The sequence below is a fragment of the Corallococcus sp. CA054B genome (genome assembly GCF_003611625.1).
In the GTDB taxonomy this organism is placed as follows: domain Bacteria; phylum Myxococcota; class Myxococcia; order Myxococcales; family Myxococcaceae; genus Corallococcus; species Corallococcus coralloides.
This window is the reverse complement of the sequence record NZ_RAVY01000061.1, coordinates 1-26,452: the sequence shown is the minus strand read 5'-3', so window position 1 is coordinate 26,452 and position 26,452 is coordinate 1. Positions and strand designations below refer to the sequence as shown.

The window sequence follows — 26,452 nt, the reverse complement described above, 5'->3', positions numbered from 1 at the left end:
TCATACCGCCTCAGCCGCGCAAGCGGTCCGCCAGGTCCTGCGCCAGGCCGCACATGGTGAGCGTGGGGTTCCACGAGCCCGAAGTGGGGAAGAGCGCGCCGCCCGTCACGTAGACGTTGTGGACGCCGTGCGGCCGGTAATCCAGATTGACCACCGACGTCGCCGGGTCCCTGCCCATCCACAGCGGCGAGGCCTCGTGCACGATGATGTTCAGGCGGATCTTCTTCCGGTCCGGCCGCTCCTGCTGCCAACGGCCGCCGTCGCCGCTCGCGTCGTCGACCCAGTACTCGACCTCCGGGCCCTCGCAGCCGGCTTGCCCGGCCATGACGTCGATGGCCTGATACGTCGCCTCGTCGAGCACGTCCCACAGGTGGCGGTCCTCCACGCCGGGCTGGAGCTGGAGGGTGATGTTGGTGGCGGGGTCGGTGCCGCCGTTCATGCGGATCCAGTTGTCGGGGTTCTTCTCGCTCACCTCACCCAGGGTCGCGCAGACGAACACGACGTAATCCTCGGAGCCCTTCAGCTGCGCCATCGACGCGACGGCCGCCGCGTCCGGGGCCTCGTGGGCGATGGTGCTCTGGTCGGCCTCCGGGTTCGCGGAGGCGAAGGCGCTGGTCTGCACGTGGTACTGCAAGCCATTGGGCGCCTTGCCGTCCAGGTAGGTGGCGCCAATCTCCAGCGCGGACAGGTCCTTGAACGCCGAGCGCTTCACGCGCGCCGTGATGTGAGACATGAAGTGGCCGGTGTAACGCTTGCCAATGTTCGGCAGGGCCTCCTTGAAGGAGTTCATCAGCAGCGTCGCGGGCGGGATGGTCCCCATCGCCAGCACGACCTTCGCCGAGCTCACCGCCAGCGGACCGCGGCTGGTCTCCAGCGCGGTGACCGTCCCATGGCCGTCATGCACCAGGCGGTCCACGACGCAGTGGTCGACGATGGTCAGGGCCTGTCCCTTGCCCTGGGCCGCCAGCGCCTTCTGCGATTGCTGCAGGTCCAGCAGCGTGCCGACGGTGGAGTACTTGTAGAACTTGACCCCCTTCCAGGGCGTATGGCCCACGGCGATGGGCGCCGGGAACGCGTTCTCCGCCGAGGGTACGGAGCGCTTGAAGTTCTCCCGGAGGTTCACATCGATTTGATGTTGGAGGCTGCCGTAGACGCCATCGTGGACCCGGTCCATCGGGGTGACGTGCAGGAACGCGCGGGCGCGGTCCCAGAAGCCCGGCTGGAGCGTGACGTCGATCAGCTCCTGCGGCCAGTCGCGCATCAGGTCGGGAGTCGGGGCGGGGCACCAGGCGCTCCAGTAGGTGGAGCGCCCGCCCAGCACGGGGATGTAGCCGGCCTGGAAGAACTCCAGCTCCGTGGTCGCCATCCGCGTCGTGCGCGTCCACGGGTAGGTGGTGGGCGGTGAGCCCGTCGCTGCCTGGAAGGCGAGCGGCAGCATCTGGTAGTGCGTGGGCAGCCAGAATCCGCCCCGCTCCAGCACCAGGATGCGTGCGTTGGGATTGTGCTTCAGCGTCTGCTCGATGAAGGCCACGCCGGTGGGCCCGGTGCCAATCACGATGAAGTCATACGCGGACGACTGGATGCTGCTCCAGTCGTTCGGCGTGGCGAAGAACGCCTGTCCGGCGATCTGATCCGCGCTGGCCTCCTGCGGACCCGGGACGGGATAGCCGAGCGAGATGCCCTTCGGGATGTTGCGGGAGCCAGCGAAGAACTTCTTGTAATTGGCGGCCATGGGGACCTCGACAAGCAATGGGGCTGGAGGTGCTTGCCATTGGATGTGCAGGGGCCGTGCCGCGACAGTTCCTGCGAGGAGGGCGCACGCGTGCGGGGGGAGGGCCCGCGTCGCTTCAGGAAGCGCTGGCGTCTTACGGGGACGCAGGGTCGGGCACTTCCCCCAGGGCCGCGGCCAGCTCCGCGCGGTCCGCGAGCGCCTGTTCCCGTTCCTTCTCCGTCCCCGCGTCCGGCTTCTTCAGCGCGGCATCCAGGACCTTCGCGGCGGCGGCGTCATCGCCCTTGAAGTCGCGCAGGCGGCGGGCCGTCTTGAGCGCCTTGCCGAGGATGGAGGTCGGTGTGTTCTCGTCATCGCCATAGCCGCTGGGTTCATCACGGCGGATGAACATCAGCGCATTGCCGGAGGGGTCGGTGAGGGTGAAGCGCGTCTGCCCCTTCCGCATGCGGGTCATTCGGGGAAGGCCCCGGACGGGAGCCCGGCCATAGGCCTTCTTCAGCGCGGCGAGGAAGCGCGCGTGCAGTTCCTCCACTTCGTTCACGATGATCAGACAACTGCTGAAGGCCTTCAGGGGATCCAATCCCTTCAGGCCGAAGAAGTGGAGCTGGGCCCCCTCCCGCTGGGTCGCCGCGTAGGGGTTGGGTGAGCGTTGTTGGTACGTCACCTCGAATCCGAGCAGCGCGTAGAACTCAAGTGTGGGCGCGAGCTCCACGCAGGGAAGCAGGGGGATGCTGGTGTCACTTTTCATGGGAGCCCTCCGCTTCGGTCAGGTCCTCTTCGAGCCGCAGGCGCGCTTCGCGGACGCCCTCGACCGCCGCGGCGAGGAGCGCCGGAGGCAGGCTCGCGCCCATCCGGTCCGCCCACGCGGCATGTGCCTGCTCGACCTTGCGCAAGGCTCGGCGCCCGGAGGCCGTGAGGGCGACGCACTTCGCCCGCTGGTGATGCGGGTTGTCGACGAACTCCACGAACCCGTCGCTCGCGAGCGCGTCCGCCGTCTGCTGCACGCTCTGCCGCGCGAGCCCCATCGTGCGCGCCACGGCCGCGACGGTGGCGGGGCCATGGTCGATGACGCCCAGCACCTGCCACCGGGCGCTCGTCAGTCCGGCAGGTGCACTCAGCCGGTCTCCGGCCTGGAGCAGCAACCCGTTCAACTGGAACACCTCCAGGACCAGGGCACTGAAAGTCTCTGCTTTCGGGGTCAACGGTGGCATTGGCAGGAACCTGTCAAGATGACAGGTTCATGTCAATTCTCAGGGTCGCTTGTCGTGCGGGGGGCCTTCGGCGACGCTGCCCGCGTCTCCTTCCCCCAGAGGCTTCATGAAGGCACTGCGAACCCCGAGCGTCCTCGCCGCGTTGCTGCTGCTGTCCCCTGGCTGCACCACGTCCCGCCCCGCGGAGCGGGCGGAAGCGCAGGCCGCCGCGCCCACGGAGTCATCCGCGCAGGTGGCGCTGCGCGGCTTCGTGGACGCGTACTTCGAGGAGCACTTCCGCCGCTCGCCGATGTCCGCGACGTCCGCGGGCATGCACACGTATGACGGTGAGTTGCGAGGCTTCCGGCCCGAGGAGCGGGCGTCGCACCTGGCGTTCCTGAAGGACCGGCTCGCGGCGCTGCCCCAGGCGGTGGACCGGGCTTCGCTGCCGCCCGGTGACCGGGCGGACTACGACATCCTGGAGAACCACTTCCGCGCGCGCATCCTGGACCTGGAGACGGTGCGCTCCTGGGAGCGCAACCCGAACGCCTACCTGGGGTTCGCGTCCAACGCCGTGTACCAGCTCATCAACCGCGACTTCGCGCCGCTGGAGGAGCGGATGCGCTCGGCGGTGAAGCGCATGGCGGTGGTGCCGGAGGTCTTCGCGGTGGCGCCGGCGAACCTGAAGAACCCGCCGAAGCTGTGGACGGAGATTGCCCTGGAGCAGGTGAAGGGCACGCGCTCGCTCTATGCCCAGACGCTGCCGCAGGCCTTCGCGCCGGTGCAGGACGCCGCGCTCCAGGAGGACTTCAAGCGGGCGCAGGCGCGGTGCCTGGAGGCCATTGATGGCTACATCCGCTTCCTGAAGGACGATCTGCTGGCCCGCTCGAATGGAGAGTTCGCCATTGGCGAGGAGACGTACCGCCAGAAGCTCCAGTACGAGGAAGGCGTCACGGAGAGCATCGACTCGCTGCTGGCCTGGGGACGCGAGGAGATGAAGCGCACGCAGGACCAGTTCCGCGAGGTGGCGGGGCGGATTGCCCCGGGCAAGGCGCCCATGGACGTGTACCGCGAGCTGGGCAAGGAGCACCCGGCTGGCGCGGAGCTGGTGTCCACCACGACGGCGACGCTGGAGGACATCCGCCAGTTCCTCATCGACCGCCGCATCATCACGGTGCCCAGCGAGGTGCGCGCGAAGGTGGCGGAGACGCCGGTGTTCAGCCGCGCGCTGTCGTTCGCGAGCATGAGCACGCCCGGCCCGTTCGAGACGAAGGCGACGGAGGCGTACTACTACGTGACGCCGCCGGACCCGGCGTGGAGCGCGGAGCAGGCGACGCAGCACATGAGCTTCTACAACCGCTACGCGCTGCCCATCGTCTCCATCCACGAGGCGTACCCGGGGCACTACGTGCAGTTCCTCTGGACCAATCGCATCCAGTCCAAGGTCCGCCGGCTGCTGGGCTCCGGCTCGTTCAGCGAAGGCTGGGGCCTCTACACGGAGCAGATGATGCTGGACGAGGGCTACGGCGGCACGGGCCCGCAGGCGGACAAGTTGCGGCTGAACCAGTTGGCGCTCTATCTCCAGCGGCTGGCGCGCTACGTGGCGGGTCTGTCATTGCACACGCGCGGGATGACGTACGACCAGGCCGTGAGCCTCTTCGAGAAGGAGGCCTACATGACGCGCATCAACGCGGAGCGCGAGGCCCGCCGAGGCACGTCCGACCCGACGTACCTGGTGTACGCGCTGGGCAAGAAGATGCTGATGGAGCTGCGCGAGGACGCGAAGGTGAAGTGGGGCAAGGACTTCACCCTCCAGCGCTTCCACGACGCCGTGGTCTCCCACGGCTACCCGCCCGTGCCCATCGCGCGCCAGTTGCTGCTTGGCGAGGACACGGCGCCTTCCGCGTCCCGGTAGGGTGTGGGAAATGTTTGATCCGGAGCCGCCCCACCCGTCACCGGGTGAGGCGGCCCGTTGTCTCAGACCGGACTACGGCACGTCCGGGAAGAACGGAGTGACGTAGTTGGGTGATGCGGACGACGCGCACACCTTGGCTCCAGCGGCGGGGGAGAAGGTGCAGATGCCCGTGAGGCATTGCGAGTTCTCGCGGCAGGTGAAGGTCGCCGGGATGTTCTGCGCCTGCTTGGGATACGCGGGGGTCGGCAGGCACCAGAGCCGGTCCCCGCTCCAGTTGCCGCCGCAGCGCTGCGTGGCGCACTCGTAGTCGATGCTGCAGTACTCCCAGTTCGCCTTCTTCGGCAGCGTCGCCGGGTTGGCCTGCACCGTGGTCGCGGCGGTCGCCGTGAAGTGCCGCGTCGTGTACGCGTCGTGGAAGGACATGATGGAGTCCGCCACGGTGTCGTGCGGGAGCGTGAAGGTGTGTCCCAGTTCGTGCGCCACCGTGCCGTGCCAGAACTCCTGGGTACACCACCAGTTGCCCGCGCACTTGGGCAGCTCCAGCAGCGACTCCAGGCCCACGATGGCCAGACCGCGTCCATCCGTGTAGCCATTGGCCCCGGCCCAGCCCAGCAGGTCCCGGCCCATCACCAGCGCGATCCGGTGCGCTCCGCCTGTGTATGCCCAGGGGTTCCAGCCGAACTGGCCTTGAATCTCTCCCGGGATGTCGTTCCAGACGTTGTTGTTGGTCAGGTAGTACGAAGCGGTCTGGGCCCCCTGCATGACCTGGATGGGAGCCCAGTTCACGTTGCGGTTCGGCAGCTCCCGCTCATACCAGCGCCGGACGTTGGAGAGCGCCTGCCGCACCGTGTTCAGCTCCACCGTGCTGAGGGCCTGGCTGCCGGCGGGAATGAGCACGATGGGGACGACCTGGGACGTCACGGCTTGCGCCGTCACCTGTCGCGCCGCCACGACCCGGTCCGTGCCCTCCGGTGGCGCCAGCTGACGGCAGTCCTCGAGCGTCGCCTCCTGTTCCATGCCGACGAGGTCCTGGCTCGCACCGCAGCCCAGCCAGCACGCCGCCAATCCCAGAATCCATCCGCGAAGGCTTCGTTTCATTTCGTTTCCCCCTTGTGAAAGGCGTCACCAAGCGAAAACTAATTAAGTCCGTTTTTCAAGTAAGACGGACCTGGATGCGTCACCTTTCTACCGGGAGCCGACGGCTACGGGGCGGGGATGAACTTGAACTCCGCGATGACGATCTCCGCCTCCTGCCCGTTCTTGGGTGCACGTCCCTGGAAGAGCCAGAAGTTCATGTGGACGGGCAGGGGGTTCTGGGGAATGCGCTGGACGTAATCCGGCGGATTGAAGAGCCAGCTGGCCATCTGATTGGCGTTGCCATCCTGGTGGCCATGCAACGCCTGGAAGAAGACCTGCGTCGACGACCACTGGAAGCGGTGGGTGGAGTAGGTCCCCCCCAGGCTGATGGAGTAGGCCTGATGGGAGTAGGGGACACCCGTCACCGCGGGGTACACGGCCCAGTTGCCCATCTGCGGCTGACTGCCGCCCCACTTCGCGAACTCGATATCGATTTCATTCGTGGCGTCCGGGCCCACGTCGGGACGCGTGTAGTTGAACAGGCCCAGGACCACGTTGTCGTCGAAGAGGTCCGGCCGGCCAATCACCTTGAACTGGTAGGTGCCATACCCCAGCCGCTGCTGCGGCATGTAGACCTCCGCCGTCGTCCAGCGTCCATCGCGCCACGCAATCTTCAGGTGGAGGTGGCCGTTCGCATCCACCCAGGCGTTGCGGTCATCCCACGTATTGGGCCCCGGCCCCCCCTGACCGCTGCGCACCTCCCATTGATAGCCTGAGAAGGAGACGCTCTTCGCCTCCGCGAGCGGAGCGAAGGCAATGCTGGAGACGAGAGCGATACCGAAGACCTGTGCGCCGCGCATGGATGCCCCCACTTCGAAAAGGGTTCCAACAAGAAACACTTTTCAGCATATCCTGGTATTCCAGGGAGTGAAAGTCCATGGAGCCTGTGAGGCTGCCGGGCTTCTGGGCGTGAAGGCGGCGGGAATCAAACCCAGCATCCCTGCGCAGCGCCGGCTATGCCCCCGAGCGCGGCCCGGGCGTCGGATCATAGATGCCGATGGCGCCCGCGTTGCCGCGCATGAAGGCATCCAGCTCGGCGGGCGTGACCTCGAGGGGCGTGCGGACCGCGGCCGCCGGATCGCACACGATGAAGTTGCCCTCCGGCGTCATGCCCACCACCGCGACCAGGTGCTCCTGGGCACCGCCACCTTGCGCCCACGTGTCGCTCTTGACCACCGGGTCGGTATTCTCGGAGCCCTGCGCGGGCGCCTCGACGAAGTTCCCGGAGATGACCACCGACATTCCTGACTCGATGGCCTCCTTGATGCTCTCCGAGTTCGCGTCCACCTTCGCCCAGCTTCCGCGCGCGGCCGTCACCGCGTTCTTCACGTCCTGGAAGCCGGTGTATTGAGAGTTCTCCGTCGTCAGCGAGTACTCCGTCCCTCCCTGGGGGTTGGTCGTCACGCCGTCGCTGTTGGTGTCGGTCAGGCGATTGCCCCAGTAGCGCACGGCCTGCACGTCCGCTCCGGCAGTGCCGTTGTGCGTAATGCCAGGGATGGAGGGGATTTCGAGCCCCTGCTTGAGAAACGCCATGAGCGTGGCGGTGGGGCCGCAGTTGGCGTTACGGCCATCGCCTCCCACCTGCGTCTCCGCGTCGAACTGATTGACGTAGATGCCCTGGTACGCGTCCGCGGCGTCCGACTGGTTGCGACTGGCCCGATACGTCTTGGTATCGGCCTCGGTCATCTCCGCGGTGTGGCTCATGCGGACCCAGCCCTGCTTCTGCCTGTTGGCATCCTGGACGTAGACGAAGTCGCCCCGGACCGCGGGGCCATTGTCCGGCGGCGTGGCGACTTGCAGCTTCGTTCCCTTGTAGAAGAGGACGCTCTGCCCGGATTCCGCGCTCGGCCCCGGACGCAGGTAGACGTTCTCCGGGGAGGAGACGATCAGCCACTCCCCCGGGGCCATGTTCTGATCTCCCTGCACGTTCGGCGTCGGCGTCAGGTCGACCGGCGGCCGCTGCACGACGACAGGAGGCGGATTCAGCACGACTTTGGGCGAGGTGCCGCGCTCGAACGAGGACACGGCGAAGTTCGCGACGGCCTTGGCGGCGGGTTGGAGCGGCGGTGCGACCCCCTTCTCCACGGCGGCGTTCGCGACGGTGCGCAGCACAGGTCCCAGGGCACGGCGGATTCCATCAGAAAACATGTGTCACTTCCCCCTCTACACGGCGCGACAGCGCCGTGCGGATGGGGAGATGAAAGCGCTGGGGGGCCCCGGCCGGCGAGTTAAATGGGATTAATTCGGGCCCCATCCCGGGGCATCCCCGCGCCCGCTTCCATGATGAAGCGGGCGCGGGGGCCGGCGGCTACTTCTCCTGCGTGACCTTGTTGTCCGTGCCGGTGCGGCTGACCTTCGGCTTCGACTTGCCGTGGCCGCGCTTCCAGGTGACGGAGTTGGAGGCCCCCGTCACGGAGATGGCACCGGTGGCCTCCACCTTCACCTTGTTGTCGGTGCCGTTCACCGTGACGCTCTTGCACTCACCGGTCAGCGTCACGGTGTTGGCGTTGCCGGTGATCTCCACCGTGCTGCCCGGCGCACAGGCGTGGGTCGCAGTCTCGTCATTGCCGGTGATGTCGATGTTGCCCGACGCCTCCTGCGCGACGGCCGTCATCGGCCCGAAGGCACATGCCGCCATCATGAACACTGCCGTGCCGAACTTCTTGTTCATCCGTTTGTCCCCCGACGAGTGGTGCCGGCCTGATGCCGCACGGCCCCCATCTACGTGACGGGCGACGAAAGATTCAACACGTCAGGGCGCGCAGCCCGGATCCGCGGGGCTCCAGGTGTACTGGGAGTCCAGCGTCAGCTTCTGTTCCACCACGGGGCCACTCATTCCGCGCGCGGTGAGGAGGAAGGTCTGCTCCGGCGCCGTGCCTGAGACCTCGGCGCGGTAGATGAAGCGGCAGCCTCCAATCCACGTGTCATCGGGCACCGGCGCCCGGGAGCCGTCGAGGCAGGGCTCCGGAAGGAAGCCCACCTGGGAGGCGCTCTCCGAGTAGCGGTCCTTCTCTCCGAAGTACGACTTCTGCGCCGTGAAGAGCGACTTCAGGTTGAAGACGCCCTCGCACAGCGGGGCGGGCAGGGGCGTTCCCTCCGGCCTGCGCACGCCATGGCAGTCCTCGAGGACGAGCTCCGAGGGCCACACGCGCACGAGCTTCCCGTCCGCGTACCCATGCGTCATGGAGTACGTGAGCCCTTCGGCGAGTCCGCCCACGCCCACCGCGCGCACGCTGAAGGTGCTGTCGTCGGGCATCGAGCCGGCCACCGAGACCGCATAGCGGAAGTGGCAACCCGCGAGCCAGGTGGCGTCCGGCGCGGGCACGCGGCTGCCATCCGCGCACGCCGCCGGGGTGGGGAGTCGGGTGACGTCCGGGGTCCAGGTGTCCTTCTCCCCGAAGTACTCCTGCTGGCCCACCAACAGCCCGCTGAGGCCCAGGAGCGCCTCGCACCGCAGCCGCTCGCGCAGCTCCTGCTCGGTGGTGCTCCGCGAGGGCGCGGGTGTGCTGACCTTGACCGGAGCAGGCTCGGCCCGCGTGGGCGCGGGGGGCTTCTCCTGACGCTCACAACCGCCCAGCACGACGAGCGCCGGGACGAGGCAGGTGATCCGGAATGAGAGGCTTCGCACGCAGGGCTCCTGGGTTCGCAACTCCAGGCGTCCATCATGGCGCTTTTCGCGCTTTCAGAAGAGCCCTTCCTCCGCGGGAGGGTCTCCGCGCGCCTTGTCCTCGCGGCTGAGCGTCCTCCGCGCTCCCGCCTTCGCTCGAAGGGGAGAGGTGAGCCAGATGAGGCGAGTCCCCGCCGGGTACCACTTCTTCTGGGCCGACGTCCGGATCTCATAGGGGCCTGCTTCCGAGCCGTGGGAGATGAGCAGGGGATCCGCGCCGCCCTGGATGACCAACGACACATGCTTGCCCTGCCAGAGGCAGAGGTCCCCGGGCTGGACCTGGGACAACGGAATGTGAAGCATGTGGGCTTCCAGCGTGCCGGTGTATCCCGCGCCGCTGTAACGGTTGCCATTGGGGTCGGGAGCGCCCGCCCACTTGTAGCAAAGCGTCACGAAGCCCGAGCAGTCGATGTCGAGCGGCAGCTTGTGGCGCAGCCGGATGCCATCAATCGGGCGGATCTGCGCGTAGTGGATCTGGTCCTGGTTGGCGGCACCCCACAGGCCCTCCGCGACGATCTTCTCGCGAAGCCCTGTTGGGGTCGGGGGCGTCTCCGCGTCATCCAGGGTCGCGCCCAAGGCCTTGAACGCCGCGCGCGTCTTCGGGCCATAGACGCCAATGGCATCCACGCCGTGCGCCTTCTGGAACTTCTTGAGCGAGCCTTCCGTCTGGGCACCGAAGGTGCCAGGGCCCGTGTCCACCTGCGCCTGGGTCATGTGGCCCAGCTTCACCAGCGCGGTCTGGAGTTGCCTCACGCCCGTACCACTCGAGCCGCGCTCCAGGTCCACCGCGGGCAGCGTGTAGCCCTTCAACGGGAGGCTCGGCGCCTCTGCCCGGCTGTAGCCGGCGGGGGCCTTCCGCTTGCGAGCCTTGCCTGTCCTTGCCCGGGACGTCTGTGTCTTCCTTCGCATGCGGCCTCCTGCCGGCAACATGCGAATCGGCTCGGGGAGGCGCCAGAAGCGGGAGCCTCCTTCCGAGGCGCGCCTTGCTTCCTAGCGCGCGCGCTGCAAATGAATCATCGCCTCGTCCAGCAGCGCGGCCACGCCCCGGCGCACCACGTGCACGACCTTGCGGTGATGCGAGGACGCCAGGTGCGTGTAGTGGGTGGACACCTTGTGGTGCAGCTCCGTGGCGCCCCACACCAGCACCAGGTCCGCCCACTCCAGGTCGCTCTTCGCGCGGTCCGCCGTGCGGCGCTCCGTGCCGTCCACCATGCGCAGGGAGATGGGGCCGCTCAGCTTCGCCTCCAGTTCCTCACGCACCGCGGGCGAGCCGCCCACCACCACCACGCGCTGGACACCGCGCTGATGGCACATCTCCAGGAACGCCACCTCCGCGCGCCGGTTGGCGGAACCGCCGCATCGAGCGCAGTGGCTCCGGGGCTCGACACGCAAAGGCTCCCGGCCGCTCGCCGACGCCACCTGGATGCAGCCGGGATCCGCGCACACCTGGAAGAAGCGCTCGGACAACACCTCGGCCGCTCGCAGGAGCTTGGGCTCGCTCATCCGCGCCTTGCCCGGCCGCGTGAGGCCTGCCTCCTCCAATACGCCCCTCGCCCGCGCACGCGCGTCCATCAGCGTGACGCCCCGCTCCGCCAACCACCCGTCGATGTCCCTGTCCGCGCTCATCGCTTCGCCATCGGGGCAGGAGTAGCGGCGAACAGCTCCGATTGCATCGGGACGGGCCCGGAGGGCTGCGCCAGTCCGAGCGCCTCGCGCACCGGACCGAAGCTCCGGCGGTGGATGGGCAGCACGCCCAAGGCCTGGATGGCCTGCACATGCTGCGCGGTGGGGTAGCCCTTGTGCGCCGCCAGGCCGTAGCCGGGATATTGCGCATCCAACTGGGCCATCAGCCGGTCGCGCGTCGTCTTCGCCAGCACGGACGCCGCCGCGATGCTCAGCGACAGCGAGTCCCCCTTGATGATGCCGCGCTGAGGAGCCGGGCACTGGGGAATCGTGCGCGCGTCCACCAGCACGTAGTCCGGCGTCAGCCCCAGCCCCTCCACCGCGCGCCGCATGGCCAGCAGGCCCGCGTGGTAGATGTTGAGCTGATCAATCTCCTCCACCTCCGCCCGGCCCACCGCCCACGCCACCACGTCGCGCTTGAGCGCTTCCGCCAGCGCCTCGCGCTTGTCCGGGTCCAGGATCTTCTTCGAGTCGTCCAGCCCCTTGAGCTTGTAACCCCGGGGCAGGATGGCCGCCGCCGCGACGACGGGGCCCGCGAGCGGCGCCATGCCCGCCTCGTCCACGCCCGCGACCTTCAGCAGGCCCTGCTCCCACAGCTCCGTCTCGAACTTCAGCAGGTGCCGCAGCCGCTGCCCCTCCGCCCGGTTCTTCTCCTGACGCGAGCGCAACTTGCGCGCGAGCGTCTGCGCGCCCTGACGGGGATCTGCTTCCAGCGCTTCCAGCAGCCCCTGTGGGATGGGCTGCGCCTGGGTGACGAACCGCCCGGTCAGCTCGGTGACCGAGCATTCGAGCAGCGCCTGCACACTCTCTGCGGACATGGGGGACCTTCGGGATTGCCTACCCGGCGGGTAGCGCGGTTGCACGGCTTACTGGAGTGGGGGAGCACCAGTGCCGCGACAACACGCCCGCTCGCACGCCGTCAGGCCAGACGGGCGTGCGGCAAGGCCGTGGGAGAGCCGGACCGACGCGGACGCGCGCATGCGGGTTTGACGCATGGCGTAAGTGGTACCGCGCACAGGTGGGTGTGCACAACCGCCCCACGGCCTGAAGCGGCGGATTTTCCGCGCCCGCCGGCCCTCACTGGCGGGTCTTCCGGCTCAATCCTGGAGCTTGAGCGTCACCGTGTCGGGAACAGGCGTGCAGTGACACGCGTCACAGGTCCACTCCACGCGCTCCGCGCGCGTCACGTGCGAGCCCGCCGTGGCCACCACGCGGATGGGGCTGGGCGCGAGCGTTTCGTTGATGGCCGTGGTGATGCCCCGGTCATCCGTCACGCCGGTGATGCTGACGTTGCTCTCCAGGTTGGTGGCCGTCACGGACGCGCCCTGGATGTACGCGCCGTCCGACGACATCACCTCCACGCGCAGCGACCTCGGCTCCGCGCAGGTGTCCTCGTGCCGGTTCGCGCTGGGGGCATCATCACAGCCCGTCACCAGCACGCTCGCGAGGAGCCCCAACCAACCATACCGCTTCCACTTCGTCCCCATCCCCACGCCCCCAACCCGTCCCATGCACGGAATCTGGTACCGGGGGACGGGGGCTGCAATGCGTGGCTCAAGCGGCGGGCGGCAGCCGCGCATGGGCAAAACGTGCGGCCTCCGTGTCCGGATAACGATGCACGATGTACCGGTAGATCTCCTCCGCGCGCACTGTGTTTCCCAACTTCTCCCCCTGCACGCGCGCCAGCAGCACCAGCGCGCGGGGCGCGGTGGGTTCATCCGGCGCCGTGTCCGCCGCGGCTTCCAACGCTTTGACCGACAATGGGAAATCTCCTTCCACTGCCGCGGCCTGGCCAATGAACAGATGGTGTGAAGGCAAAAGCTTCAGGCGGGGCAGAACGTGGAGCGCGCCATACAGCGCGAGCGCCTTCGCCACGTCGCGCGCCGCCACCGCCGCGCCCAGCTCGGCCACCCGCGCTTCGACTCCGGCGGCGTCGGGCACCGGAGCCTCGGGCACCGGGGACTCGCGCAGGGGCACGGGCGCGCGCTGGGGCGCGGTGTCACCCAGCGTGGGCTCCAGGAAGTCTCGCGCGGGCAGGTAGCCCATCGCGTCCCCGTGCACGTACAGCACGAGCCCCAGCAGGCTCGCGGTGGCGAAGGGCACCAGGCACGTGAGCGCCTCCGCGAGCCATCCGGAGACGAAGGGCACGGGCAGGTAGAAGACCCATGCCGCGGCCAGGTGCATCCCGGCGTGGACGAACGCCAGCAGCACGAACACGCCCGTCACCCACCCCGCGTCGCCCCCCACCGTCCGCAGACACCTGAGCGTGCGCAAGGGATTCAAGGCGGCGAACACCGACTGCGACGTGGCGGCCAGCAGCAGCGCCCAGGGCATCCACAGGAGCCCCAGTCCGGCGAGCCCCCAGAAGAGCAGGTCCCCGCGCACGACGGGCTCCCACAGGGTCTGCTGCAGGAGCATGACCCGCCCGATGTTGTCGAACGCGGAGGCGGAGGGCAGCAGGTGCCAGGCGCGAGCGAGCGCGGGCGCGAAGACGCCCACGGTGACGCCCAGGCCGCGCAGGCCCGGCACGATGTTGTCCTGGACGAGGCTGGTGAAGCCGGGGCTCTCCGGATCCGCGTCGCCCCGCGCAGTGCCGCGCACCAGCGCGAAGAACGCGGACCAGAAGATGCCCAGCCCGAGCGCCATGGGCAGCACCACGAGGATGCGCACGCCCATCCCGAACACGCGCAGCACGGTCAGCATCAGGCTGACGGCCAGGAGCGTCTGAAGGCCCGGGACGGTGAAGGGAAAGCGCAGCGCGCCCAGCAGGCGGGTCCGGAGGGCGCGCTGGGAGCGGTGGCGCAAGAGCACGTTCGCCGTGCCCCCGCACCGGCCGCACACGGTGTACTCCACCGTGCCCATGCGCCGGGTCTCCACGCACGCGGGGCACAGCAGGGCCTCGCAGTGCTCGCAGCGCCAGCCGGCGGCGGCGCCCGGGTGTCCGGCGCAGGAAGGAGGGGCAGGGAGGGAAGGGGCCATACGGCCCGTGAGCCTATGCCGGGCCGGGAGTCTCGTCCCAGGGGGCTCCGAGCCACGCCTGGAACGCGGCCTTCTGCGCGTCCGTGGGGCGCTCCACGCGCTGCAGCCACGCGGCGTCCGCGGGCTTCTGACCCAGGACGACCGGCACCTCCATCAGGCGGTCGCGGCGGAACAGCGTCACCCGCACGGTGTCGCCGGGGCGCTTGTCCTCGCAGCGGGCGATGAGCCCCGCGCCGTCCACGCGCCAGCCGTCCAGCGCCACCACGTCGTCCTCCGGATACAGGCCCGCGTCCAGCGCGGGCGTGCCCTCCGGGACGGTGGACAGCGTCGAGGAGCCGCGCACGGTGACGCCCAGCCAGCCCTTGGGCCTGGGCTCACCCTTGAGGCGTGGCGGCGTGCCGCCCTTGTCGTTGGGGGCCTCCCGCACGCGGAAGGACACCTCCAGCCCCACGTGCGCGAAGACGCCATAGTCCAGGTCCTCCGTGGAGCGCACCGCCCGGTCGAAGAAGGGCGTCAGGTCCACGCCCGCGACCTCGCTCGCGGCCCGCTCCACGCCATCCTCGGGGACGCCGGAGCCGTCGCCATGGCGTTGCCACAGCAACCGCATGACATCATCCAGACACTTCGCGTCGCGGGTGGCGCGGCGCACCTCCAGGTCCAGCAGCGCGCACACCACCTCCCCCTTCAGGTAGTAGGAGATGGCGCTGTTGGTGGAGTGCTCGTCCGGGCGGTAGTGCTTCACCCAGCTGACGAGCGACGCCTCCGTGAGCGTCTGCACGCGGCGGCCCGGCGTGGAGTGCAGCAGGGAGAAGGTCTCCCCCAGCCGGGCCAGGTAGCGCGTGGGGGACATCAGGCCCGCGCGGCGCACGAAGAGGTTGTCGTAGTAGGCGGTGCCGCCCTCGAAGGCCCACAGGAGCGTGGTGTAGTTCTCCTGCGAGTAGTCGAACGGCACCAGCGCGCGCGGCTTCACCCGCTTGATGTTCCACAGGTGGAAGTACTCGTGCGCCACCAGGGTGAGGAAGTCCTCCCAGCCCCGGTGCGAGGCCAGGCCCGTGCGCGGAAAGAGCAGCGCGGTGGAGGCCTGGTGCTCCAGGCCGCCGCGGCCCTTGTCGGTGAGGTAGACGAGGAACAGGTAGCGCTTGAGCGGCAGGCCTTCGTACATGCGCGCCTGGGCCTCGCAGACGCGCTGCATGTCCGCGCACAGCCGGTCCGCGTCCGGCACGCTGTCGCCCCACACCACCACTTCGTGCGGCACGCCCGCGACGGTGAAGGTGAGCGGCGTGTGCGGGCCCACCTCGAAGGGGCTGTCCACGAGCGTGTCGTAGTCCGGCGCGTGGAAGGTGGCCCCTTCCGAGTCCAGCGCGCAGAACGTGCGCCAGCCCTGCGGCGCGTCCACGGTGACGTGGTGGGGCAGGGTGCGCGTTTCTTCCGTGTAGAGGAACACGGTGGCGCCGTTGAAGTAGGCGTGGCTGCCGTCCAGGTGGCTGGTGCGCACGGACAGCTCGTTCGCGTAGACGCGGTAGCACAGGGTGACGGCCTGTCCCCTCGCGTCCACGCGCCAGGTGCGCTTGTCCACGCGGCGCACCGGCAGGGGCTGGCCGTCCGGGCCCCGCGCGGTGACGTCCTGCACCTGGCGGGCGTACTCGCGCACCAGGTAGCTGCCCGGCGTCCACACCGGCATCACCGCGTCGAGCAGGTCAGGCCCGGCGGGGAAGCTCGCCTCCACCTCGAACAGATGCGCATGCGGGCGGGGCATGGCGACGCGGTAGTGGACGGCGAGCGACATGGACGGAGGGCCTTTCTCTATGGGGGGACCGCGGGGTTACTTCGCCTTGACGAGCACGGCGCCGAAGAAGCCGTCGGTGCCGTGGGTGTGCGGGGCCAGACGCAGGTACGGGCCGGGGCCGAGCTTCGCGCCCAGCTCCGCGCCCAGCACCTCCGCCACGGGGCGCACGCTGAAGTCGGGGTGCTTGGAGAGGAAGTCCTCCACCACGTCCTCGTTCTCCTCGCGCAGCACGCTGCACGTGCCGTAGATGAGCCGGCCGCCGGGCTTCACCAGCATGGCGAAGCGCGCGAGCAGGGCCTTCTGCCGGCCCACGTGCATCTCCAGGTCCTCCGGCGAGAGGCGGTAGCGCGCGTCCGGCTTGCGGCGGAAGGTGCCGGTGCCGCTGCACGGCGCGTCCACCAGCACGCGGTCCGCCTGACCCTTCAGGGGCGTGAGCGCGGCGTCCGCGTCCGGGCCTTCATGCGGGATGAGCTGCGTGCGCACGTTGTGCACGCCGGCGCGGCGCGCGCGCTTGCGCAGGTCCTCCATGCGGCCTTCGTCCACGTCCAGCGCGTGCAGGTCGCCGCGGTTCTTCATCTGCGCGGCCAACTGCAGCGTCTTGCCGCCCGCGCCCGCGCACGCGTCCACCACGCGGGTGGGCGGCGCGTCCACGAGCATGCCCAGCAGCTGGCTGCCCTCGTCTTGAATCTCGAACCCTCCGTCCTTGAAGTCCTGGAGGGAGAAGAGGTTGAGCCGCGTCTCCATGACGAGGCCGAAGGGGGACAGCGCGGTGGGCTTCGTGGACTCCACGTCCTCCGCGGCCAGGCGCTCCTGGAGCTGGGCGCGGTCGCCCTTGAGCGTGTTGGCGCGGACGATGAGCGGGGCGCGCTCGTTCATGGCCTCGGCGGCTCTCGCGGCGTCCTTGCCGAAGACGGCCTTGAAGCGGTCCGCGAGGAAGTCCGGCAGCGACGCGGCGATGGGGAAGCGCTTCGCTTCCGGCAGGGCGTCCAGCTCCGCGGCGGCGTCCGGCAGGCGGTCGAGCACGGACACGTCCGGGCCGGTGAGCCCGCTGGAGCGCGCGACGTAGGTGGGGTCCTCGCCGTGGAGGATGCGGGACGCGGCGAGCCGCATGACGTCCTGGCGGGTGGCGTCCAGCGCGTCGAACTTCCGGTGCGACTTCTCCAGGAGGAAGTCCACGGTGCGCTGGCGGCGCAGGAGGGCATAGACGCGCTCGGCCACGGCGCGGCGCTCGGTGGAGTACAGGGCCGTCTTGCGGCGCAGCACGAACTCCAGGGCGCGGTCGGACAGGCGGTTCTCGCGGCGCACGCCGCCATAGGCCTCCAGACACGCCTGGAGGACCAGGTCCTCGCGCAGGGGCCGGTTGGGGTTGGGGCGCGCGCGTTCATGCTGGGCGCGGCTCATCTTCGGTTTGTCGGCGCGTCCACCGGCGTCCTTGCGCTTCTTCGGCGCGCCAGGGCGGGACGTGCGGGGCCCGCCGGACTTGGGGGCGCCACTGCGGGAAGGTCCAGGCTTACGAGTCGTGGCCATGTCGCATGGGGCCTTTGCATCCCCGGGTGACGTTGACAAGCAGGGAACGCAAAAGACGCCCCCGGAATGCCCTGGAAGGGCCGTCCGGAGGCGTCTGGGAGCCGCTTCAGGCCCTTCCGGGCCTTGGGCCTCCGGGGCTCAGCGGTCGCGGCGCCGGCGGCGCACGAGCCCGGCCACGAGGGCCGCGGCGGCGGGAATCAGGGCGGCGGACGGGCCGGCGGCGCAGCCACCGCCCCCGTTCGAGTCATCCCCATCACCTGGCGTGACGCCCGGCGTCGTGGGCGTGGCGGGGAGGTCGGGGCGAGGGTCGGGGTCGGACGGCGTGGTGCCGGGGTCCTCATCCGCGCCGGTGCCGGGGTCCTCGCCCGTGCCGGGGTCGGTGGTGCCGTTGGCCGTCACGGTGACCACGGAGGTAGCCGTCAGCGGGGCGGCGCCCTGGACAGAGGCCGTGGCCGTCACGGTGTAGGTGCCGGCCCGGGCGAAGACGTGCTGGACCTGGGTGCCTTCCGCGGTGCCGCCGTCACCGAAGTCCCAGGTGACGGTGGCGCCGGACTGGGAGGCCGTCGCGGTGAACGAGGCCGTGTGGGGCGCGGCGCCGCTGGCGCTGTTCACGGCGACGTTCAGCGTGCCCTGGGGCTGCTCGGGCTGCGCGGGCAGCGTCTTGGAGAGGGTGAACGAGTCCAGCGTGCCGCCGTCCGTCTTCACGAGCTTCGCGGTGAGGTTGCCCTCCACGACCTCGACGTCGAGGAAGCCGTGGGCCGCGTTGTCGCGGATGGCGCTCCAGGACGGGCGCGACGTGGCGAACTCGCGCAGGGTGGCGCCGCCGCCGCCGACGACGAGGTAGGGGATGCCCGTCTCGTTCTTGCCGGCCTCGGCGTCACCGCGCATGGGCTTGCTGCGCTCGTAGTCGTGGTCATGACCGGTGAGGACCAGGTCCACGCCGTACTTCTCGAACAGCGGGCCGAACTGGCGGCGCATGGTGAGCTGCGAGCCGTGCTCTCCGCTGGACCAGGACGGGTGGTGGAAGAAGACGACCTTCCACGGCTGCGTGGTGGCGGCCAGGTCCTTCTCCACGAACGCCTTCTGCGCGGCGAGCGTGCACTTGGACGCGGACGCCAGGCCCACGGCGCAGTTCGAGTCGATGGACACGAAGTGCACGTGCCCCCAGTCGAACGAGTAGTAGCGCTCCGAGCCCTCCGCGTTGTTGGTGGGCAGGTAGAGGTTGTCCAGGTAGGGCTGGGCCTCCTTGGTCACGTACTCGTGATTGCCGGGCGTGGCGAACATGGGCACCTGCGAGAGCAGGGCGGCCATGGGGGTGAAGAGGTTGGTCTGGAACTCGGTCTCGGTGCCGGACGCGTAGGCGTTGTCACCCAGGGCAACGAAGAGCTCCGGCTTGTTGGCGAGCATGGAGGCGGCGACCTTCTTCTGATCGCTGCCACCGGTGCCGAAGTCGCCCACCGCGGCGAAGTGCACGCGCCGCGTGCCGGGCACGGGGGCGGTGGTGAAGGTCTTTGCCTGGGTCGTCTCACCGCAGCCGTCCACGGAGTACGTATAGGAGGTGGCGGGAGACAGGCCGGTGAGGACCACGGCGTGGATCTTCGCGGTGGCGGTCGACTTCGCCGTCTGGCTGGTGTTGCCCGCGCCGTAGCGCACCTGGGCGCTGGAGCAGTTCGACGACAGCCGGAACGCCACGGTGGCGGTGTCGGGGCCCACCTTCTGGAGGTAGGGATCACGCGGCAGGGCGAGCGCGTCACACGAGGCAAAGCCCCCGACAAAAAGGGCAGCCAGGGCAGTGAGCGAAAGAAACTTCGTCCGGTCCATGAATCCTCCGGCCCGAGACATTCGGGACGGGGGCGCAACCGTTCATCGTTCAACGATCATCCGGGAATCAGACATCCGGGGGTAGGCAGGGGAGCGGGCGCCCGGTGAGGTGGAAAGGCAGACGAACGGGCCTGCGTCGCATGTTTCAGGGAAGGCGGAACAGGGCGGCGCCTTGCGGCGTCCGGAGGCTGCGTTACCCCTGAATCCATGACCGAAGTCCACTCCCAGACCCGAGAGTACACCCTGCCAGCCGGGTGCCCCGTGTGCGAGTCGGACCTGCCGGTGCGGGTCACCGCGACCGGTCCGAACGCGGTCTGTACGCACTGCGGCTGGATGGGGCGCCCGTTCATCACGGTGACGTACGACGGCCTGCGCGTGTCGTACGATGACGCCGCGCGGGCTTGAGGGCCGGCGCGTCGACACGCCCGCGCCCGATGCGACTCAAGACCTACGATGAGCTCACGTGGGAGGCCGAGCAGGTCTTCCTCCACGACGTGCCCTTCACAGGGTCCGTCTACGTAGAGTCCAGCTCAGGCATCCCCATCGAGGAAACCTTCTACGTCGATGGCTTGCGGCAAGGCCCCGAGCGCGGCTGGCACGAGTCCGGGCTGCTCGCGGAGGAGGTCTTCTACTGGCGCAACCGGTGGCACGGGACCTCCCGTGCCTGGCTCGTTGACGGCACGATGATTGAAGATTGTGTCTACGCCTACGGCGTCTGTGTGGTGGAGCGGCGCTGGAGCCACTCGGGGCAGCTGAAGAAGGACTGGCGCGCCTCACCGGATGACCCGGCCTTCGATTTGAACGCCAGGATTCGGGCGGCGTTTGGCGACGGGCCTCCTATCGACTGGTGAAGCGCGCACCCTGTGCTTGCGCAACCGGATTACCAGGGACGGAGCGGCACGGAGGATACCGGAGCTGTTCGTCGGATAGACTCAGGCCGAACCTTCCGGAGGACAGATGTCGGCGACGCGGGTGGAGCAGACCGTCTGTGGGGATTGTGGCCGAGCGGTCGATCTGAGATTGGGGCTCAAGGGTGGTCAGCCCGGAAAGCCATTCCCGTGACAGCACAGGTCCAAGACGTTCTCGTGTTCGAGCAGCGGCCCATGGCGCTGATGTCCGTCCAGGGAACAGGCTTGTTTGATCCCAGGCAGCAGGGGCTGGAGCCTCGCAGCATCTCGACCGCGTACTAGCGGGGATTCGATTGTCTGTATCGGGTCGACCAGCAGCAGTTGCTGCTCGACACGTTCTGCATCGGCCTGAATCCGCTGGATCGACTGAAGGTCAAATACGGGAAGGGGAAGGCTCTCCAGGGACATCGGCCCCACCTCAGCAAGGATGACTCGTTCCTGGCTGTATACGAGCAGTTCGGCTGGCACGTTCCATTTACCGGAGGACTGGTGGTGGCGCGTGGCTACATTCAAGGGCTGGCATCTCGAGCAAAGGCCTTCATGAGCTATGCCTATTCGCCCATCTGGATGTTCAGCGTGGTGCATGAGCTCCACTTCGTGGACGGCCAGCGGACCGAATCATTTGATTGCTCCAGTGCCATGGAGACCCTCCGGCACCGCATTGAAGCGGAACCTGATTTGGACAAGCACGGGGTTCATCTGGCCCTGGTGAATACCTTCCGCAAGCCCTATTCCGACCTCCAGTGGTGATCCGAGCCTTCGAGGAGAGCGTATTTCACTGAAGAAGTAATCGCGCTCGTTAAAGAGCCCGGGCCAGCGCGTTCCTCGCGCCAACCCGGGCTTCAATCCCATCCAGATGAAACAGCGGCCTACGGCTTCTTCACGTCGTAGGACACCAGCTCCTCCAGGCGTTGCCCGTCCTCGCGGACCTTGCCCACGCCGGGGACCAGCCAGTAGATGCGCTGCTTCTCCTCCTTCACCTCGCCGCTCTTGTTCAGCTTGTCGCGCTGGACCTTGATGGCGTTGGTGAACGTGCCCGCGGGCGTCGTCACCGTGACGTCCTTCTCCAGCACCTTCCAGACGTACTTCGGGTCCTTGCCCTCCGTCCCGCCCGCCGCGTAGGTGATCAGCTCACGCACCTGATCCTGGTGCTCCCAGGGCACGGAGGCCGGCGTCGCCGCCAGGGACTTCATCATCGCCGGAGACCAGGTCGTCGCCTTGGTGGCCAGACCGTCCGTGATGTCCTCCTCACGCAGGCGCACCACCAGGCCGTTCGTCAGCTCCAACTGCCAGGAGTTCTCCTCGTAGACCGTGCCGGACTTCGTGCGGTCCTGCCGGCTGTGCACCTTCACGGCGGTCATCGTCGTGCCCGGCACCGTCTCCGGGCCCTGCACCGTCACCACCTTGTCGAAGACGCCTTCCTCGTCATCCGTGATGCGGTAGGTCCACGTGGTGCCCGTGGTCAGCGGCCAGAGCGTCGTCAGCTCCTCCTGCTGATCCGGCTTCGTGCCGCCGCCCTTGTCCGGGTCCACCGCGTTGCCCGGCAGGTCCACCGTGCCGTCCGCGTTCGTCGTGGGCGCGCCCGGATCATTCCCCGTCGGCAGGCTGCTCCCACCGCCACCACAGGCGGCGAACGCTCCGCACGCCGCGAACAGCACCGCCAGTTTCCTGAACTTCATGACATCTCCTCCCGCGCGCCCTTCGCGCTCACCGCCGTCCACCGCAGGCCCCGCAGGGGCGCCCCTTCCGTCCGTCCCAACGCCGCCGCCAGGCTTCCCGGCTCCGGCTCCTCCACTTCCAGCTCCACGCGCCGCGCGGAGAAATCCATCGCGCAGCTCTTCACCATCACGTTGCGCTCACCCAGCGCCGCCCTCAGCGTGGCCTCCGCCCGCACCAGGTCATCCGCCTGCGCGGACACCACCAGCCGCTGCTTCGCTTCCTTCGCCGCCACGGCCTTCTTCTCGAACAGGTCCAGCACGAAGAGCAGCACCGCCACGAACCCCGTGCCCACGCACGCCAGCACCAGGTTCCCGTGGCCGCACGCCATGCCCAGGCCAATCACCAGGAACAGGATGGCCGCGTCGCGCGGGTCCTTCAGCCCGGAACGGAACCGCACGAACCCGCCCAGGCCCACCAGGCCAAACGCCTTCGCCACGCTGTTGCCAATCACCGCGGTAATCACCGCCGCCGCCGCGCAGAGGAGGATCTGCGCCTGCACCATCTCCACCTTCGGCAGCGGCTTGCCCAGCACCACCCGCCAGGGCCGCGACGACAGCACCGCGCCAATCAGCGCCGACGCCACCAGCCGGGGGAGGATGGCCCCCATCGACAGCGCCTGCAGCTCCTGCTCCACGTCCTGGAACAGCGCTCCGAACGGACCCTCCATGGGCGTCATGCCTCCTGCCGCCCGGCGTCCACTCCCGGCGTCTCCGCCAGGGCCCGCGCCGGCCGCTGCGCCTGCTCCAGCGCCCGGGCGTGCGCCACCACCGCGTACGCGTTGCGCAGCACCGGCAGCTTCCCGGCCTGCTCCACCAGGATGCGATCCAGCAGCGCCCGCGTCTCCGCCACCAGCGGCAGCCCGCGCATCGACGACACCACCGTCGCAGGCCACCGGCGCGCCGCGGAGGCCCTCAGCTTCCACGCGGCCGGCGAGTCCATCCCGTCCACGGAGTCCAGCGCCTCCTTGGTGGACTGCGCGCCCCGCTCACGCATCGCCCAGGCCCGCGGCGTGTCCACGCCGGTCAGCGAACGCAGCACCAGCTTCAGCGCTCCCTTCTCCAACTGCTCACGCAGGCCCACCGCCACCGGCGTCTCCAGCCCCGTGGTGCTCTTCAGCACCGCCAGCCGGTCGTGCGGAATCAGCGCCTCGCGCAGCGCCTCCGCGCGCTCCGTGCTCAGGCCGCCCAGGCTGCGCGCCACCTCCGAGTACAGCTTGCGCTGCATGCCCGCCTCGCGGACCACCCAGGACTCCTCGCCGTCCACGCCGGCCAGGCCCAGCAGCACCGCCGCCAGGTGCCCGTCCTTCAGGCCCCGCTCGCGCAGCGCCCACGCCTCCGGCGAGTCCTGGCGCTTGAGCCCCTCCAGCACCGCCGCCGGCGCCTGCGCGTACAGCCGCTGCCGCAGCGCGTGCGAGCGCGCCGACGTCACGAACCCCAGGCCCTCCGCCACGTCCACCGGCACGCTCGCCGACAGCACGTCGCGCAGCGTCCACGCCGTGTCGTCATCCAGTCCGTTCAGGCTGCGCGCCACCAGGCCCGGCAGCCGCTCCGCGTACGCCAGCCGGCGCTGGTGCGCGGGCAGGCCCGGGATGCCGTTGAGCAGCCACGCCGCCAGCTGCGGCTCGCGCGCCTCCAGGCTGTCCACCGCCTGGAAGAAGCGCTCCTCCACGTCGTCCACGGACACCGCGCCCGGCGTGGGCGGGGGAGGGGCGGGGACCAGCCGCTGCACCGGCTGCTCACGGCCCTCCAGCCGCGCGACCACGGCCTCCACCAGGCGCTGCTCCAGCACGCGCAGCGGCTGATCATTGTTCTCCAGGATGATCCACCGCGCCGGATCCTTCCGGGCCTGGGCCAGGAACGCCTCGCGCACGCGCACCGCCAGCCCCGCGCCGACCAGGCCCTTGCGGCTGTCCGCGTCGTTCACCTTGCCGCTCTGCACCTTGCCCAGCCGCTTGCGCAGCCGCGCCAGGTCCGGGTCCACGTCCACCAGGATGACCAGGTCCGGCCACAGCCCCTGCGACGCCAGCTCGCAGGAAGGCAGGAGCTGCTCCTCCTTCAGGCCCCGCCCGCCGCCCGTCAGCGCCAGCTGCGAGTAGAGGTAGCGGTCGGTGATGCACACCTCGCCCCGCTTCAGCGCGGGCGCGATGACCTCTTCCAGCTGCTGCGCGTCGCGGGCCAGGTTCAGGAAGAACTCGGCGCGCGAGCCCATCTCCAGGAGCCGCGCGTCGCGCGTCAGGTCGCGGATGCGCCGCGCGGTGGGCGACTGCAGCTCGCCCCCCTCGCGCGCGTGCGCGACCTTGTAGCCCAGCCGCTTCAGCCGGGACGCGAGCAGGTTGGACAGCGTCGTCTTGCCGCTGCCGTCAATGCCTTCGAAATCGATGAACACGGTGCCCTAACCCCCTACGACCCCAACGCCACCTGATGTGAAGGCATGCACCCGCGCCATGCCCTCCGCGAACTTGCTGTACGCCGTCGCGCCCCCCGGATTGAGGGCCGCCAGCCACTCGGGCAGCGCCGCCCCGAGGTGCTTCACCTCCACCACCACCCGCGAGTCCTCCCACACGGGCAGCCCCAGCCGCTCCACCGTCAGCGCCACGGGCGACAGGGCCAGCTCCGGCGAGACGGCGTGGAAGCCGATGTCCCGGTCCACCGTCACGCGCCACTCCTGCGACACCTGGTACACGTGCCGCCGGTACGTCACCGCCAGCACCGGCGACAGGCTGCCCCCCGCGATGAGCGGCAGCAGGCTCACGCCGCCCTTGAGGGCCCGGCCCAGCTCCGTGCGCGGCACCCACACGCGCCGCTTCTGCGTGAGCCCGCGGTGTTCGCGCTTCACCTCCAGCACCACGCGCTCGCGGCCCGCGGCGCCCACGTCCGGCGAGTACTCCTTCGTCCTCACCTTGAGGCAGTCGTCCGGCGTGAGCAGCGCGCGCCGCGCCAGCGGATGGCCCGGCTTGTCGAAGTACACCGACACGATGCGCGTGGGCGGCGGCAGGTAGCCCCCCAGCTCCTGCGACAGCCTCGCGCAGACCGCCTTGGCGTCCGGGGCCTCCAGCACGCGCTTGAACTCACGCCGCAGCTTCGTCACTTCGCCTTCAGCGAACGAGATCATCTCCAGGTGTCTCCTCAACGGAAGCGGGTGGCGAGCTGCACCGACAGCTCGAGCGCGGGCACCACGTCCCCCGGCCGGAGCGCACGCTCCGCCTGGACCTGCGCCTTGAACGAATCCGCCAACAACACGTTGAAGCCCCCCGTCACCGAATGCCCTTCCGCCTGGATGCCACCCTGCAATTGCAGCGCCTCCGCCCCCACCACCGGTTGCACAGCCCACCCCTCGCGGCCCACCGGCACCGTCCAGTAGGCCAGCACCGACTGCGACTGGAACGGCCCCAGCGCCAGCCGGCCCACCGCGGCCTCGCCCGTCACCGACAGACCCCAGAGGCTCAGCTCCGCATCCGCCGCCGTCGCGTACTGCTTCGTCCCGTCAATCACCTGCGTCAGGTACGTGCTCGTGCCCAGCGTGAGGAACTTGAATGGACGGATGCTCAGCCGCGCGGAGCCGTCCTCGCTCAGCCGCTTCCCGGTCGCGTCCTCGCCGCCCTCGAAGAGGCCCGCGGAGAACTTCAGGCCCCACGCCTCCTTGAGGCGCAGCTCGCCCATCACGCCCAGGCGACGGCCGCCCAGCGCGTTCGTGTCCGTGAGGTAGTCCTCCACCAGGCCGCGCTCCTGGATGGGCAGCCGCCACGCCGACTCCTGCGAGCGCTGGAGGAAGGGCGACTTGAAGCGGCCCGCGTACAGCCGCAGGCGCTTGCCGTCGTCCGCCAGCCGCACGAACGCGTCCTTGAGAATCGTCTTGGAGGCGAGATCCGCGCTCACCTCCGCCTCCAGGTTGGACAGCGACGCGGCCACGCCCACGCGCGCGGACTCGATGCCCAGGTCGCGCTCGTACTTCTGGCGCTCGTCCGCGGCGGCCCGCGCGAACACGCGGCCGAACACGCGGATCCGCTGCTGGGGCCCGCCCTTGTCGTCCACCTTGTCCGCTTCGTCCGGCGCCTCGCCCAGCGTGTCCGCCTTGGGGCCCGTGTCCTTCTTCTTCTTCTTGCCCGGCACCGCCGCGTCCGGCACCGGCGCGCCCGGCTCCGTCACCTGCTCCGGCGCACCCATGACGGGGCCCTGCGCGCCGCCAGGCATCGCCTGCGCCACCGCGCCTGCCAGCGCGTCACCCGTCCCGTCCCCCGGCTTCGCCGCGTCGTCGTCCCCGGACACCTCGAGCGGCCGGTCCACTCCCTCCGCCGCGTCCTCGTCCGGTTCCGGCGCCGCGCCCGCGACCGCCGGCAGGCCCAGGAGGACCGCGACGATCAGCCCGCGCCGCCACCCCTTCTCCTCCAGCCC

The 26,452-nt window shown here is 69.5% G+C and carries 25 protein-coding genes; 4 read left to right on the top strand and 21 right to left on the bottom strand.

The genetic code is table 11. From position 1 onward, the window contains the following. Positions 1-10: 10 nt before the first annotated feature. The 3 genes from D7V80_RS17125 to D7V80_RS17115 form a co-directional block, all read right to left on the bottom strand. Positions 11-1,732, bottom strand: coding sequence for a GMC oxidoreductase (locus tag D7V80_RS17125; RefSeq protein ID WP_120589178.1), 1,722 nt, complete (start codon positions 1,730-1,732; stop codon positions 11-13). Positions 1,733-1,865: 133 nt separating this feature from the next. Next, positions 1,866-2,477 (bottom strand): VOC family protein, encoded by a 612-nt coding sequence (locus D7V80_RS17120; protein ID WP_120589177.1) that lies wholly within the window; start codon positions 2,475-2,477, stop codon positions 1,866-1,868. Next, complete coding sequence (locus D7V80_RS17115; RefSeq protein WP_233585428.1) at positions 2,467-2,889, bottom strand: MarR family winged helix-turn-helix transcriptional regulator; 423 nt, start codon at positions 2,887-2,889, stop codon at positions 2,467-2,469. Before D7V80_RS17115 ends, D7V80_RS17120 begins: the two co-directional genes overlap by 11 nt. A 157-nt stretch (positions 2,890-3,046) precedes the next feature. Between D7V80_RS17115 and D7V80_RS17110 the strand changes: the two genes are divergently transcribed. Next, positions 3,047-4,834 carry a DUF885 domain-containing protein gene (locus D7V80_RS17110; protein ID WP_120589175.1) on the top strand — a complete coding sequence of 596 codons (1,788 nt, stop codon included), beginning with the start codon at positions 3,047-3,049 and terminating at the stop codon, positions 4,832-4,834. A 72-nt stretch (positions 4,835-4,906) separates the two neighbouring features. Here the strand turns inward: D7V80_RS17110 and D7V80_RS17105 are convergent, their stop codons facing one another. The 13 genes from D7V80_RS17105 to D7V80_RS17045 form a co-directional block, all read right to left on the bottom strand. After that, positions 4,907-5,932, bottom strand: a complete 1,026-nt coding sequence (locus D7V80_RS17105; RefSeq protein WP_147447126.1) for a hypothetical protein — start codon at positions 5,930-5,932, stop codon at positions 4,907-4,909. 104 nt (positions 5,933-6,036) lie between these two features. Next, positions 6,037-6,771 (bottom strand): glycoside hydrolase family 16 protein, encoded by a 735-nt coding sequence (locus D7V80_RS17100; RefSeq protein ID WP_120589173.1) that lies wholly within the window; start codon positions 6,769-6,771, stop codon positions 6,037-6,039. 154 nt (positions 6,772-6,925) lie between these two features. After that, positions 6,926-8,119: a C39 family peptidase gene (locus D7V80_RS17095; protein ID WP_147447125.1), complete on the bottom strand. Its 1,194-nt coding sequence runs from the start codon at positions 8,117-8,119 to the stop codon at positions 6,926-6,928. A gap of 160 nt (positions 8,120-8,279) precedes the next feature. Next, entirely contained in the window at positions 8,280-8,642 is a 363-nt protein-coding gene (locus D7V80_RS17090; protein ID WP_120589171.1) for a DUF3060 domain-containing protein, read from the bottom strand. A gap of 81 nt (positions 8,643-8,723) precedes the next feature. Continuing rightward, complete coding sequence (locus D7V80_RS43940) at positions 8,724-9,599, bottom strand: hypothetical protein (protein ID WP_199738696.1); 876 nt, start codon at positions 9,597-9,599, stop codon at positions 8,724-8,726. Positions 9,600-9,653: 54 nt separating this feature from the next. Then, complete coding sequence (locus D7V80_RS41820; protein WP_233585426.1) at positions 9,654-10,547, bottom strand: peptidoglycan-binding protein; 894 nt, start codon at positions 10,545-10,547, stop codon at positions 9,654-9,656. A gap of 81 nt (positions 10,548-10,628) precedes the next feature. Beyond that, entirely contained in the window at positions 10,629-11,264 is a 636-nt protein-coding gene (locus tag D7V80_RS17075; RefSeq protein WP_014398272.1) for a hypothetical protein, read from the bottom strand. Continuing rightward, positions 11,261-12,139 (bottom strand): ribonuclease HII, encoded by an 879-nt coding sequence (locus D7V80_RS17070; RefSeq protein WP_014398271.1) that lies wholly within the window; start codon positions 12,137-12,139, stop codon positions 11,261-11,263. The genes D7V80_RS17075 and D7V80_RS17070 overlap by 4 nt, the downstream gene beginning before the upstream one ends. A gap of 279 nt (positions 12,140-12,418) precedes the next feature. Next, complete coding sequence (locus tag D7V80_RS17065; protein WP_233585424.1) at positions 12,419-12,808, bottom strand: carboxypeptidase-like regulatory domain-containing protein; 390 nt, start codon at positions 12,806-12,808, stop codon at positions 12,419-12,421. Between the two features lie 67 nt (positions 12,809-12,875). Then, positions 12,876-14,300, bottom strand: a complete 1,425-nt coding sequence (locus D7V80_RS17060) for a tol-pal system YbgF family protein (RefSeq protein WP_147447124.1) — start codon at positions 14,298-14,300, stop codon at positions 12,876-12,878. 13 nt (positions 14,301-14,313) lie between these two features. Next, a complete protein-coding gene (locus tag D7V80_RS17055) occupies positions 14,314-16,086 on the bottom strand; it encodes a M61 family metallopeptidase (RefSeq protein ID WP_120589168.1) in 1,773 nt (590 codons plus the stop codon). A 36-nt stretch (positions 16,087-16,122) separates the two neighbouring features. After that, entirely contained in the window at positions 16,123-17,487 is a 1,365-nt protein-coding gene (locus tag D7V80_RS17050; RefSeq protein ID WP_370452505.1) for an RsmB/NOP family class I SAM-dependent RNA methyltransferase, read from the bottom strand. A gap of 264 nt (positions 17,488-17,751) precedes the next feature. Then, positions 17,752-19,434 (bottom strand): metallophosphoesterase, encoded by a 1,683-nt coding sequence (locus D7V80_RS17045; protein ID WP_120589166.1) that lies wholly within the window; start codon positions 19,432-19,434, stop codon positions 17,752-17,754. Positions 19,435-19,641: 207 nt separating this feature from the next. Here D7V80_RS17045 and D7V80_RS17040 point away from each other — a divergent pair, with 207 nt between their 5' ends. The 3 genes from D7V80_RS17040 (at position 19,642) to D7V80_RS17030 (ending at position 21,092) form a co-directional block, all read left to right on the top strand. Next, complete coding sequence (locus D7V80_RS17040) at positions 19,642-19,839, top strand: hypothetical protein (RefSeq protein WP_120568406.1); 198 nt, start codon at positions 19,642-19,644, stop codon at positions 19,837-19,839. Positions 19,840-19,868: 29 nt separating this feature from the next. Beyond that, complete coding sequence (locus D7V80_RS17035; protein ID WP_120589165.1) at positions 19,869-20,285, top strand: toxin-antitoxin system YwqK family antitoxin; 417 nt, start codon at positions 19,869-19,871, stop codon at positions 20,283-20,285. Between the two features lie 378 nt (positions 20,286-20,663). Then, positions 20,664-21,092 (top strand): hypothetical protein, encoded by a 429-nt coding sequence (locus D7V80_RS17030; RefSeq protein WP_120589164.1) that lies wholly within the window; start codon positions 20,664-20,666, stop codon positions 21,090-21,092. A 119-nt stretch (positions 21,093-21,211) separates the two neighbouring features. Here D7V80_RS17030 and D7V80_RS17025 read toward each other — a convergent pair whose 3' ends face one another. The 5 genes from D7V80_RS17025 to D7V80_RS17005 all read right to left on the bottom strand — a co-directional run. Beyond that, positions 21,212-22,021: a hypothetical protein gene (locus tag D7V80_RS17025; RefSeq protein ID WP_120589163.1), complete on the bottom strand. Its 810-nt coding sequence runs from the start codon at positions 22,019-22,021 to the stop codon at positions 21,212-21,214. After that, positions 22,018-22,728, bottom strand: a complete 711-nt coding sequence (locus D7V80_RS17020) for a DUF4956 domain-containing protein (RefSeq protein WP_120589197.1) — start codon at positions 22,726-22,728, stop codon at positions 22,018-22,020. The genes D7V80_RS17025 and D7V80_RS17020 overlap by 4 nt, the downstream gene beginning before the upstream one ends. Before the next feature lie 5 nt (positions 22,729-22,733). Continuing rightward, positions 22,734-24,446 carry a dTMP kinase gene (gene tmk, locus D7V80_RS17015; protein WP_120589162.1) on the bottom strand — a complete coding sequence of 571 codons (1,713 nt, stop codon included), beginning with the start codon at positions 24,444-24,446 and terminating at the stop codon, positions 22,734-22,736. 6 nt (positions 24,447-24,452) lie between these two features. Continuing rightward, complete coding sequence (locus D7V80_RS17010; RefSeq protein WP_120589161.1) at positions 24,453-25,172, bottom strand: VTC domain-containing protein; 720 nt, start codon at positions 25,170-25,172, stop codon at positions 24,453-24,455. Positions 25,173-25,186: 14 nt separating this feature from the next. Next, on the bottom strand, positions 25,187-26,452 hold a 1,266-nt coding region (locus D7V80_RS17005), incomplete at its 5' end, for a hypothetical protein (RefSeq protein WP_233585430.1).

Coding starts and splice junctions, on each gene's coding strand:
- D7V80_RS17060 (WP_147447124.1), bottom strand. CDS start 14,300: ATGGCCCCTTCCCTCCCTGCCCCTCCTTCCTGCGCCGGACACCCGGGC.
- D7V80_RS17025 (WP_120589163.1), bottom strand. CDS start 22,021: ATGAAGTTCAGGAAACTGGCGGTGCTGTTCGCGGCGTGCGGAGCGTTC.
- D7V80_RS17095 (WP_147447125.1), bottom strand. CDS start 8,119: ATGTTTTCTGATGGAATCCGCCGTGCCCTGGGACCTGTGCTGCGCACC.
- D7V80_RS17010 (WP_120589161.1), bottom strand. CDS start 25,172: ATGATCTCGTTCGCTGAAGGCGAAGTGACGAAGCTGCGGCGTGAGTTC.
- D7V80_RS17090 (WP_120589171.1), bottom strand. CDS start 8,642: ATGAACAAGAAGTTCGGCACGGCAGTGTTCATGATGGCGGCATGTGCC.
- D7V80_RS17065 (WP_233585424.1), bottom strand. CDS start 12,808: ATGGGGACGAAGTGGAAGCGGTATGGTTGGTTGGGGCTCCTCGCGAGC.
- D7V80_RS17045 (WP_120589166.1), bottom strand. CDS start 19,434: ATGGACCGGACGAAGTTTCTTTCGCTCACTGCCCTGGCTGCCCTTTTT.
- D7V80_RS17070 (WP_014398271.1), bottom strand. CDS start 12,139: ATGTCCGCAGAGAGTGTGCAGGCGCTGCTCGAATGCTCGGTCACCGAG.
- D7V80_RS41820 (WP_233585426.1), bottom strand. CDS start 10,547: ATGCGAAGGAAGACACAGACGTCCCGGGCAAGGACAGGCAAGGCTCGC.
- D7V80_RS17120 (WP_120589177.1), bottom strand. CDS start 2,477: ATGAAAAGTGACACCAGCATCCCCCTGCTTCCCTGCGTGGAGCTCGCG.
- D7V80_RS17105 (WP_147447126.1), bottom strand. CDS start 5,932: ATGAAACGAAGCCTTCGCGGATGGATTCTGGGATTGGCGGCGTGCTGG.
- D7V80_RS17050 (WP_370452505.1), bottom strand. CDS start 17,487: ATGAGCCGCGCCCAGCATGAACGCGCGCGCCCCAACCCCAACCGGCCC.
- D7V80_RS17035 (WP_120589165.1), top strand. CDS start 19,869: ATGCGACTCAAGACCTACGATGAGCTCACGTGGGAGGCCGAGCAGGTC.
- D7V80_RS17125 (WP_120589178.1), bottom strand. CDS start 1,732: ATGGCCGCCAATTACAAGAAGTTCTTCGCTGGCTCCCGCAACATCCCG.
- D7V80_RS17075 (WP_014398272.1), bottom strand. CDS start 11,264: ATGAGCGCGGACAGGGACATCGACGGGTGGTTGGCGGAGCGGGGCGTC.
- D7V80_RS17055 (WP_120589168.1), bottom strand. CDS start 16,086: ATGTCGCTCGCCGTCCACTACCGCGTCGCCATGCCCCGCCCGCATGCG.
- D7V80_RS17040 (WP_120568406.1), top strand. CDS start 19,642: ATGACCGAAGTCCACTCCCAGACCCGAGAGTACACCCTGCCAGCCGGG.
- D7V80_RS17020 (WP_120589197.1), bottom strand. CDS start 22,728: ATGGAGGGTCCGTTCGGAGCGCTGTTCCAGGACGTGGAGCAGGAGCTG.
- D7V80_RS17110 (WP_120589175.1), top strand. CDS start 3,047: ATGAAGGCACTGCGAACCCCGAGCGTCCTCGCCGCGTTGCTGCTGCTG.
- D7V80_RS17100 (WP_120589173.1), bottom strand. CDS start 6,771: ATGCGCGGCGCACAGGTCTTCGGTATCGCTCTCGTCTCCAGCATTGCC.